Raw genomic sequence first — 11038 nt, forward strand, 5'->3', positions numbered from 1 at the left:
AAACCATTACACCAGAAACCAAAAACACCCTATAAAATCAACTAAATATAAAATATTAAGAATTCAAATTGTTACAGAAATGATAAAATAAACCCGCAAAAAAGATAATAACCACATACGCCAGAGTGGTTATTAATAAAAGCATAAAAATAACGCTGCAATTCTGTTTTTTTGATCTCGATCAATAGTCATGGCATTTAAAAGCGCAATATAAAAACATCATCATTTTTTAATTTAACGCACACAAAAAAGCGTTAAATCGCTATTACTGAAAATACAAAAACGCACCTTTAATAACTAAAAAAAGCAAAGAAACTTAAGAAAGCAATTTTGACTTTTCAGTGCGACCGAATTTTTGACAACTTAAGACGTGAAACTATGAATACAAAAACTGCTGTAACGCCCCCTGTGGCGAACCAGGCATCAAATGGAAACGCAAAACGTCTGCTGATGATGGCACTGCCCGTCATCGTCGCCGTACTGCTGCTGTTTGTTCCGGTACCGGAAGGACTGCCTCCTTACGCGTGGCACTACTTCGCCATCTTCGTCGGCGTGATCGTCGGTCTTATCTTCGAACCCCTGCCGGGCGCGGTGATCGGTCTGACCGGCGTGGTCGCCATTGCCCTGTGCAGCCAGTGGGTGCTGTTCAGCCCTGAACAGCTGGCTGACCCGAAATTCAAGCTGGCGGGCGCCTCCTTTAAGTGGGCAGTGAGCGGGTTTGGTAACTCCACCGTCTGGCTGATTTTCGGTGCCTTTATGTTCGCCGCAGGCTATGACAAAACCCGCTTCGGCCGCCGTCTGGCGCTGATTCTGGTGAAGTACCTCGGCCGTCGCAGCCTGACGCTCGGTTACGCGATTACGTTTGCGGACCTGCTGCTGGCACCGTTCACTCCGTCCAACACCGCGCGCAGCGGTGGGACCATCTACCCGATCATCGCTAACCTGCCGCCGCTGTACGGTTCAAAACCCAACGACCCAAGCGCGCGTAAGATTGGTTCTTACCTGATGTGGGTGGCGATCACCGCGGCCTGTATCACCAGCTCAATGTTCCTCTCTGCCCTTGCGCCGAACCTGCTGGCCCTGGCGCTGGTGAAAAGTACGGTTGGGATCGACATCTCCTGGGGGACCTGGTTCCTCGCCTTCCTGCCGCTGGGCATCCTGCTGATTCTGACCATGCCGCTGCTGGCCTACTGGTTCTACCCGCCAGAAGTGAAGGTGAACAACGAAGTGCCGCTGTGGGCGACCCGTGAGCTGGAAAAACTGGGCAAACTGTCGCGCAACGAGATCCTTCTGCTGGTGTTCGTATGCTGCGCGCTGCTGATGTGGATCTTCGCCGCCGCGTGGATTGAACCCGCGATGGCGGCCCTGCTCATCGTCGGCCTGATGCTGTGGACCGGCGTGCTGGAGTGGAACGATATCACTGGCAACAAAGCGGCGTGGAATACCTTCGTCTGGTTCGCCACCCTGGTGGCGCTGGCGGATGGCCTCTCCTCTACCGGTTTTATCAGCTGGTTAGGTAAAGAAGGCGGCCTGCTGATGAGCGGTATCTCTCCGGGCGTGGCGACCATCGTCCTGCTGCTGGCGTTCTACCTGCTGCACTACCTGTTTGCCAGCACCACCGCGCACACCACGGCGCTGCTGCCAGCGATGCTGACCATCGCCTCCACCATTCCGGGCATGAATATGGAAGTGTTCGTTCTGCTGATGGTGACCTCGCTGGGCGTGATGGGGATCATCACCCCGTACGGTACTGGCCCAAGCCCGATTTACTACGGTAGCGGCTACCTGCCAACCAAAGACTACTGGCGCCTCGGCACCATCTTCGGTGCCATCTTCCTGGCGGCCCTGCTGCTGATTGGCTACCCGTGGATGTCCATGATGTTCTGATTCCTGACCGCCGGACTTCTCCTCCGGCGGTTTTATTTTTGTGGAGCAATACTATGTCGAATAAACCGTTTTTTTATCAGAACCCCTTCCCTCTTTCGCATGACGACACCGAATACTACCTGCTGACCAACGAGCACGTCTCCGTTGCCGAATTCGACGGCCAGGAAGTGCTGAAGGTGGAGCCCGAAGCCCTGACCCTGCTGGCGCAGCAGGCCTTCCACGACGCCGCATTTATGCTGCGTCCTTCCCACCAGAAGCAGGTTGCCGCCATTCTTAACGACGCGGAAGCCAGCGAGAACGATAAGTACGTGGCCCTGCAGTTCCTGCGTAACTCTGAAATCGCCGCCAAGGGCGTGCTGCCAACCTGCCAGGATACCGGCACGGCAATCATTATGGGTAAGAAAGGCCAGCGCGTCTGGACCGGGGGCGGTGACGAAGCGGCCCTGAGTCAGGGCGTGTATAACACCTATATTGAAGACAACCTGCGCTACTCGCAGAATGCGGCGCTGGATATGTATAAAGAGGTGAATACCGGCACCAACCTGCCCGCACAGATTGACCTCTACAGCGTCGACGGTGACGAGTATAAATTCCTGTGCATGGCGAAGGGCGGCGGCTCTGCCAACAAAACCTATCTCTACCAGGAAACCAAAGCGCTGATTACCCCGGCGAAGCTGAAAAACTACCTGGTTGAGAAGATGCGTACCCTGGGGACCGCAGCCTGCCCGCCGTACCATATCGCGTTTGTTATCGGCGGCACCTCAGCGGAAGCCACGCTGAAAACCGTGAAGCTCGCCTCCACCCGCTACTACGACGCGCTGCCAACCGAAGGCAACGAGCACGGCCAGGCGTTCCGCGACGTTCAGCTCGAACAGGAACTGCTCCAGGAAGCACAGAACCTCGGCCTCGGCGCGCAGTTCGGCGGGAAATACTTCGCCCACGATATCCGCGTGATCCGCCTGCCGCGCCACGGTGCCTCCTGCCCAATCGGCATGGGGGTCTCCTGCTCCGCTGACCGCAACATCAAGGCGAAGATCAACCGCGACGGGATCTGGATTGAGAAGCTTGAACACAACCCGGGTCAGTACATTCCTGAATCCCTGCGCCAGCAGGGCGAAGGCAACGTGGTGAGCATCAACCTGAACAAGCCGATGAACGAGATCCTGGCGCAGCTTTCCGCGCATCCGGTCTCAACCCGCCTGTCGCTGAACGGCACCATTATCGTGGCGCGCGACATTGCCCACGCGAAGCTTAAAGAGCTGCTGGATAACGGCGAAGCGCTGCCGCAGTACGTCAAAGATCATCCGATTTACTACGCGGGTCCAGCCAAAACGCCGGAAGGCTACGCGTCTGGCTCACTCGGCCCGACCACGGCGGGACGCATGGACTCGTATGTTGACCTGCTGCAATCCCACGGCGCGAGCATGATCATGCTGGCGAAAGGCAACCGCAGCCAGCAGGTGACCGACGCCTGCCATAAGCACGGCGGCTTTTACCTGGGCAGCATTGGCGGCCCGGCGGCGGTGCTGGCGCAAAACAGCATCAAGAGCCTGGAGTGCGTGGCCTATCCTGAGCTGGGTATGGAAGCGATCTGGAAAATTGAGGTGGAGAACTTCCCGGCGTTTATTCTGGTGGATGACAAAGGCAACGACTTCTTCCAGCAGATCCAGAACAAGCAGTGCAAAGGCTGTTCACAGCGCTGAGATTTTCCATATCGCCAGCAGCAGCGACAGCAACTTGTTAATTAACTCCTGCTGTCGCTGCCCTGTATGGAGAATAGTTTTCTTATTCTCCATACACACCATACAAACGCTTTTTCTTCATTTTAGTTTTTCAATATATGCTAACGCCGCATGCTATTGTCGAACAACGGCCTGATAACTGAGATAATTACCGTCGTCGGTAATCACACGATAGGCTATTGTTTTTCCCGGCAAGAGTGGCTTATCAGGCAAAATCACCTTTTCCGCCCGTGGCGAAACCATAATATTGGTCAGCGGCCTTTGCCCGGGTATCTCCACGTTGAGGCTAATATTCCAGGGCGTCGGGTTAGTAATGATTAACCGCGTATCCTGAGCGCTGAACTGAAGCGTCTGATACTGAAGAGCATCAGGATCGCCGATGTCGGCAGGACGAATAAAGACCTTCATCCTTAAGCGTAACGGCAGAATTAACTTTTGCGCGTTCTGCCGGGTCCGCTCACTCTCAGGCTGGATCTGGAAAATATTCAGCCAAAAGACGCTTTCCCGATCGTTCGGCAGCCCCTGACGTGCCGTAAGCAGCAAACGCAACGAGCGAATCTCCTTCGGCAACATTTTGAAAACCGGAGGAGTAGACACAATCGGCGTGCTGACTTTATCCGGCGGCACCAGCGGATCGCCCGTGTCCGTCCAGACCTGAATTATGGCTGGCGTTTCACCATCGTTAGAGAGATTCAGCGACTGGGCCATTTCGCCAGCGCTGAAAATCACACGAGTCCGATCGACGTTAACCACGGCATAGGCCTCAGCGATGAGGCACGTCATCAGCAAGCCTGCCAGAGCAAGCCTACTGGAAATTAACAACGACTTGTAATTGCGCATTAACCGTACCTGGCGTCACAGTTTGCCCACTGAGGGCCTCTAATGATGCGGTAAAATCACCGGTATAGGTGTTTACCGCCCCCGTCGACGTCAGGCTGGTAAGATCCTGATACGCATACCAGCCGCGCGAGTTTCCCGTGCCGGTTATGCTCCTGTCGGGTAACAAATTGATTGCCGTCCCACTCCGGTTAAGGATTTTTATACCCACGCCAGAAGCCACGCCGCTGTTACCGTAATGCGAATCCAGTAGCCAGGTTAGACCCCCACCGCTGGTCACCAGCCCCAGCCCTTGCGCAGCACTGACAGCAACGGGCTGGTTGACTAAAAAGCCCATGGCCACGTTTGCCTTGCTGGCCGTGGACGTGGCGGTACCGGAAACCGCACCTGACTCGCACTCGAGGCTGACCGAGAACGGAGCCTGACTGGTACCTCCGGCCTGCAACGCGGCGGAGCTGACGGTGGGTAAAAGCACAACGGCGGGATAGTCTTTAACCTGACATAGTGCACCACGGACGTAGGTCACGGCATTATAGGTACTCCATGCGCCGGGCCAGTTTGTATACCAGCCATAATAATAAATCGCGCTATCCTGGCCCACCACGATTGAATTTGATGCCAGCCCGGGGCCTTTAAAGGCTATATAGCCTCGCGGTTGGGTATAGGCATCTTTATAGTAATTGCTGGCGTTAAGATAATAGGTGGTGGATGAAATCTTATACATTTCATACAGCACATTGCTGAATGCGCTGGCTGGAATGTAAATATAGGTTCCATCCTGATACCAGTCTGCCGAGGTGATTTGTCTTTGCTTCCAGTAGCGGCTGTAATATTCCCCGGTGCTGAGATTGGTCATTCTTACCGCGACGTTTTTTGCGACATCATAATATGCACCCTCAATTTCAGCGGAGGCATACATGCCGGTATAGGCGTTATCGCCGTTGGTGGCATACATTTCATATAAACTTCCGGCGTCAGACAGGGCGCAGCGGAACAGAATTTGATTACTGGCATAGGTTTTATTAGTCGCTGCCGTTAAAAAATTGCCCACCGCGCTGGCAAGCAACGTTCCCGACGGCTGAAAGTTAGTGCCGCTGTTGATACTGATTATCGCCGGCAGCCCAATATTGCCATGGCAGGTATCACATGCACCCGACCAGTCGGCGGCAGTATACCCTGCCGCGATGGCCATGCTGGAGAGTGATGACGTGCTGGTCACCCTGATGCAGTTTGCCCACGCGGGCTGGCTTATCAGCAAAAACAGCCCCAGCACCAGAAAATGTTTTAACCTGTCCTGCATTTTAATTTTCCTTTTCACATATCTGGCTCAGGTAAACCAACGGCTCTGCGTTTCGCCCGGTAATTTGATACGGCACACGGCAGCGCTGGTCGCGCTCTTTGCCCCATTTCACGCGCAACACACCGGAGGCTTCCGGGACACGGGCATAAATTTGGCCCCCCTGCCCCACCATGCCAATCAATGTTCCCTCGGTATCCCGCACCTCCGCCCCCATTGGCGGTAGTTCTCCGTCACGGGTACTGAGAGTAATGAGAACGGCTTTGCCTTTCAGCGTGGCAAAGTCCACCCGGACCACTGCCCCCGCATAGGGCACGACGCGCTGACTTCCACCTTTCAGTTCGGCATCCGCCATCATAGTGCGCGAGTCGAGGCTGACGTTGTTGCTACGGTAAGGGGAAAGCGACGGCAGAATGGCGTAGCCAAACGCGTCAATAGTCGCCCCCTGTCCGTTCTGCACGCGCGCACCCTGGGCACCATCGGCGTGTACCAGTGCGAACGTGTCGCTGGTATACGGCCCTAGCGTTAATCCTCCCGGATGTAGCACCAGTGTTCCGGATGCACCAAGCCCTGCCTGCCGGTAGTTATCCCCCTGGTCATAGCTGGCCTGTACGGACCCCACGCGGGTATTTTCCTGGACGTTTCCACCAAACGTCGTGGCGTTACCGCTGCTCCCATCCCGATAACGTTCATATCCGCCGTACACGGAGTACGATCTGTCACGACCGTCCCCTGCCGTGCCGGTTAGCGATACGGTCGAGGAGCGGCTGGCGCGCGACTGGTTGTAGTTGTAAGCCACCGACGCCAGGTTGCTGCCCCAGTCCAGGGGGACCGACACGTTGAAGGAGACGGTATTTTCGGTGTATTTCTCTATTGAACTGTCATCAACCGGCTCGCGAGTACTGGTATAAAAGCGTCCGTAGTCCCAGCTCGTCCGTTGTCTGGCTACGTTCATCCCATAGCTAATTCGTCGCCACTGATTGCTGTAGCCCAGCTGCAGCTGGGTCATACGCGACTGATTGCTATAGTAATCCGCCGTGCTGGCACTCAAATTAAGTACCCCCCAGCTTCCCATCGGCTGGCTGACCGTCGCCGTCAGTCGATTGCGCTGATGCAGGGTGTCTGAATAGTACTCCGTACCGCTTTTCTGCTGGCGGCGAACGCCCAGCACATCCTCCAGATCGCGATAACCACTCGTCGAATAGCGGTATGCGGCAAGCACGAGGTTAGTGCCTGCCGTAAACGTTTTGCTGTAGCTGATTTCAGCACGCCATCCCTGCTGCCGGTCATCATTTTCAACCAGGGCATCAGACCAGGTGGCATTCAGACCAATTGCACCGATTTCAGTCGCCAGCACGCCCCCTGCCAGAAAAGCCGTGTAGTCCTTTGCCACGCGCAGGCCGAGGTTGCTGGTGACTTCATTGCTCAGCCCTCGCTGTAACACGCCTTCCATGAAGGTGTTTTCAATACTGTAGTACTGACGAACGCGTCCGAATGAGAGACCGTATTGCCAGTTGCCCGGACGCACGGAATCAGGCACAGCGGAATAAGGCACGGTAAAACGGGATGTTTTTCCGCTGGCCTCAATGACCTCAACCTCAAGATCCCCCTGACTGCGGGTGTTGTATAAGTCGTTGATAACGAAGGGTCCAGGCGGAACGTTGGTTTCATAAATGACGTTATTTAGCTGCTTAATCACCACGTGTGCGCTGCTGGATGCAACGCCCCTGACTTCCGGAGCATAGCCCCTCTTCCCCTGCGGCCACATGCGTTCATCGGTTGCCAGTTTCACCCCATTGAACGAGAGGCTGCCAAAGAGGCTGCTGTCGGTATAGTTATCACCCAGAGCCAGCACGCTATCGATCGGTTCGATGGGACGCTGTACCCAGGTTCGAACGGCGTTATAACTCGAATCGCTTCCACTTATGCTGCTGTCCGCATAGCGCAGGTTTCCCTGATGTCGAACCTGCCACAGCCCAAGGTTGGTTCCAGCATTGATGCCGCTCCACAAATAATGATAGTGGTAGCGAGTGTCTGTATTTTCCGTGAACGTGTAGCGGGTGTTATGACGCAAAAAGATCGCCGCCATCCCCGCGTCCCATTCACTTACCGGAATATAGCCGCGAGGCGTACGCTGGAGTTCCGTCATCGGAATAGCCAGCTGGAGGCGCAGTGAGGCCTGGTCAAACAGCCAGGTTGCATGTTCAGCCCACTCACTCAAAAGGCGACACGCTGTCCCCTCATCGCGGTCTGCTGCTTTCAGTTTTGCGGCCTGCATGAGCGATTTGCCCAGACACGGTTCAGGATCGCTACCATCTGCTTTAGCGCGGAAGACAATCTTTTCTTCGCTTTTCACCAGCGTATTGTTGACGTATACATCCACCAGATAACGTCCAGGTGCGACCTGATGCCGGTTAAACTGCTCCAGATCCATGCCCCAGGACGAGCCCTGCAGCAGTGAAGAGTCAAAAACATATTCTTTCGCCTCCACCAGCCCCGTGCAGTTCAACGAGATACACAGCGCCAGCAGATTGCGACGAAATTCAGGGGTACGAGACAGGGTATTGCCCATTGATCCGTGCTCCCTGATCGTTAACAAGCCATACCCTGACCGTACCGTTTCCCACGGTTTTGGTTTTCCAGTTGTTAAACCAAAACGTTTGACGATCGAAAGGCGCTACCGTATCAGCAGTGAGGGTATGCTTTTTCCCCCCCGCCTCAGCCTCAATGAGGGTTAATGACGCATACCACGGCTGCGGGTTCTCTATCGAAATCCCATATCCCTTTTGCGCATCGAAAGTGGTGTTGACCCGCAGCCCGTTCAGCTGATTTTTTGGGGAGCCAATGCCGGCTGGCCGGTAAATCACTTTTACCCGGGTGCGTAGCATGACCAGCATTCTGTTCTGCCCTTTTTCACTCTCGAGATTCGAGGGTGGGACCTGGAGCGCATTGAACCAGTACAGGGATTCCCGATCCTGCGGTAAATCGCGCGCGCCGGTATGGGTCACGCGGATAACTTGTCCCGCTTTCGCCTGGATTCGAAACACGGGAGGGGTCGTCAGAAAAGGGATTTTCGCGCCCTCAGCTGGAGTCGCGTTAACATTACCTTCGTCAAACCAGGTTTGAATCACGTAAGGAATGTCATCATTATTCTTGAGCTGGACGTCAACGGACGAGGCCCCGGCAGGATAAATAATCCGGCTGCCCAGTATCGTGACGCTTGCGGATGCGGTGTTTGCCAGCATCAGTACACATATCAAATAAGTCAGGTACTGAGCGATACGCTGAAGATGTACGCTTATCATTATTAACAACTCCCGGGTCGAATGAACCTGGTTTGGCGAGACCCTGACTGCAATGCGCTGAGTGGAATGTGCACGTTTGCATCCTGCAAAACGTGCACACGTTAGTTCCAGTGCGGCCTGTTACTGATAGGAAACGGCATATTGCAGCGTGGCCTCTACCGTACCCGCCGTCGCCGCTGCGTTGGCGTAATACTGCGCGGTATAGGTAGCGGAGGCGTCCGTCTGGTTTGCGGCCAGCTTGAGGTCGCCATTACCGGTAAAGCCATTGCTCAGGTTCACAACGGCATTGGCGGTATCCAGGATCTGGACTTCAACGTTCTTCGCGGTGCCGGTGTTGCCAAGGTTGCCGTTAGACGTCACCTGATTACCGACAAACACCGTCGAGATTTTCGTTTCCCCACTGGCGTTGCCCGTGCAGCCGCTTACCCCGATATCAAACGTGACCGATCCCACAGTATCACCGCTGGCGGCAAGATCGGAGGCGCTGACCGTTGGCAATAACACCACCGGAGAGGCGCTGTTACCGTTTACGGCAACTGAACAGGTTTCATCCGTCACCTCCCCCTGGAAGGTGATGGTGTTGTCAGACGCAGCAAAAGCCCCACCAGAGACCAGTGACGCCCCCAGAACTAACGCAATAATATTTTTCTTGTTCATAACGCTTATTCCTGTTTTATCAATTGAACCGATAATGAAAACTTCCTTTTTTACAGACAAACCGGTCATATGAAATTGAACGCCAAATAAAGGCGAACGCGTAAACCCTGCCCGATGAGCTGCAGGAACAAATCTATACGAAAATCCCTATTACAAAAATAATTAACCATTAAATCGCAAATCTTAAGATTATAATTCTACAGATGAGGTAATTTAATGTGCGATTAAGTTTTTTATGCCAGTCGCGTCATAATTTCAGTGATTACTTATGCGCCAGCGAGGGAGAAAAAAAGGAATTATGCTTTTCTCAAGATTTTGAATGAGAAAAGGATGTTGATTCTCTGGGAGAATTAAACCGGTGATCGGGAGGGAAGATTAAATTCCCGGCGAAAACCGGGAAAATAAAGGATAATGCGCTCAACGTGGTGGCAATAACCCCCAGCATATCTCTTCTTTGCCGTCACTCAACATGCCGCAACGCATAAAATAGAGACGCGAGAGATTGGAAGAATACGTTTTGAACGTACTGCTTTTGATGATCAGGACATACTCATTACTCTTACAGACGGGGTTAAGCTTTACCGCTAAATCCATCACGACCTTCTTTACGTCAGGATTGGTTATACTGTCCAGCGCCTGTTCAGACATCATGACCTTACAGGAGCCAGCATTTCCCATGTAAATCTCATTACGTTCAACGGGCTTACTGGCAACCCAGAATCCTGCAGCCCCGCCCAGCGCCACAACAGCGAAAAAAAGCACCAGCTGATTTACTATTCCTGTTTTCATCGTACGCCAGCGTGATACTTCGCCCGCGCTGCTTTCGGCAGTTTTGCCTTTTAGTAAACGTCCGTTGGCAATATAAGCGGTTTCGGTTTCTGAAGGGGCCCCCATGATGACGTCAACCGGCTCTGAGCATTTTTCGATGTCAACGTGCTGATGCAGCATAAAGCCTATTTTGGGTACGGTGACAATCACCTCCTCATCCATGCCAAGATTCTTCATAATCTTACGTAACTTGCTTACGCACTGGTTAAGATTATTGTTGCTGGAAACCATGCCATAGTCGTCCCAGACTTTCTTAAATATTACTTCCCTTTTTATTGCCTCTCCCTTATGGGCAATAAGCAACAATAAAAGTCTCTTCGTAGGGTTTGAGATTTGAATCAACTCATCCTGAGAACCTTCGAGGCCCAGTGTACTCATATCTGAGTCAAATATTATCTGCTTATTCATTATAAATTTCATATGCATAAACTCTTATTAAGTAAGTTTTCCTCCGGGCATGCGCGAAATGGCTCCTGACGCGTTAC

At 53.4% G+C, this 11038-nt stretch carries 8 protein-coding genes; 2 read left to right on the top strand and 6 right to left on the bottom strand.

Annotated features, from left to right (window positions below; translation table 11 throughout):
- The first annotated feature begins 378 nt into the window (after positions 1–378).
- Together IM284_RS22290 and fumA are read left to right on the top strand one after the other, a co-directional pair.
- A complete protein-coding gene (locus IM284_RS22290; RefSeq protein WP_023325580.1) occupies positions 379–1887 on the top strand; it encodes an anion permease in 1509 nt (502 codons plus the stop codon).
- Positions 1888–1940: 53 nt separating this feature from the next.
- A complete protein-coding gene (fumA, locus tag IM284_RS22295) occupies positions 1941–3590 on the top strand; it encodes a class I fumarate hydratase FumA (protein ID WP_047367851.1) in 1650 nt (549 codons plus the stop codon).
- A gap of 153 nt (positions 3591–3743) precedes the next feature.
- Here the strand turns inward: fumA and IM284_RS22300 are convergent, their stop codons facing one another.
- The 6 genes from IM284_RS22300 to IM284_RS22325 all read right to left on the bottom strand — a co-directional run bounded on the left by IM284_RS22300 (position 3744) and on the right by IM284_RS22325 (position 10961).
- Entirely contained in the window at positions 3744–4412 is a 669-nt protein-coding gene (locus tag IM284_RS22300; RefSeq protein WP_226838937.1) for a fimbria/pilus periplasmic chaperone, read from the bottom strand.
- A 22-nt stretch (positions 4413–4434) separates the two neighbouring features.
- Positions 4435–5766, bottom strand: a complete 1332-nt coding sequence (stbD, locus tag IM284_RS22305; protein WP_047367853.1) for a fimbrial usher protein StbD — start codon at positions 5764–5766, stop codon at positions 4435–4437.
- Position 5767: 1 nt separating this feature from the next.
- Positions 5768–8323, bottom strand: coding sequence for a fimbrial outer membrane usher protein (locus tag IM284_RS22310; RefSeq protein WP_370552124.1), 2556 nt, complete (start codon positions 8321–8323; stop codon positions 5768–5770).
- Positions 8307–9008, bottom strand: a complete 702-nt coding sequence (locus IM284_RS22315; protein WP_224065816.1) for a fimbria/pilus periplasmic chaperone — start codon at positions 9006–9008, stop codon at positions 8307–8309. The genes IM284_RS22310 and IM284_RS22315 overlap by 17 nt, the downstream gene beginning before the upstream one ends.
- A gap of 180 nt (positions 9009–9188) precedes the next feature.
- Positions 9189–9725, bottom strand: a complete 537-nt coding sequence (locus IM284_RS22320) for a fimbrial protein (RefSeq protein WP_047367856.1) — start codon at positions 9723–9725, stop codon at positions 9189–9191.
- 417 nt (positions 9726–10142) lie between these two features.
- Positions 10143–10961 (bottom strand): winged helix-turn-helix domain-containing protein, encoded by an 819-nt coding sequence (locus tag IM284_RS22325; RefSeq protein ID WP_157859378.1) that lies wholly within the window; start codon positions 10959–10961, stop codon positions 10143–10145.
- Positions 10962–11038 lie beyond the last annotated feature (77 nt).

Source organism: Enterobacter cloacae complex sp. P12RS (assembly GCF_014895875.1).
GTDB classification, from domain to species: domain Bacteria; phylum Pseudomonadota; class Gammaproteobacteria; order Enterobacterales; family Enterobacteriaceae; genus Enterobacter; species Enterobacter bugandensis.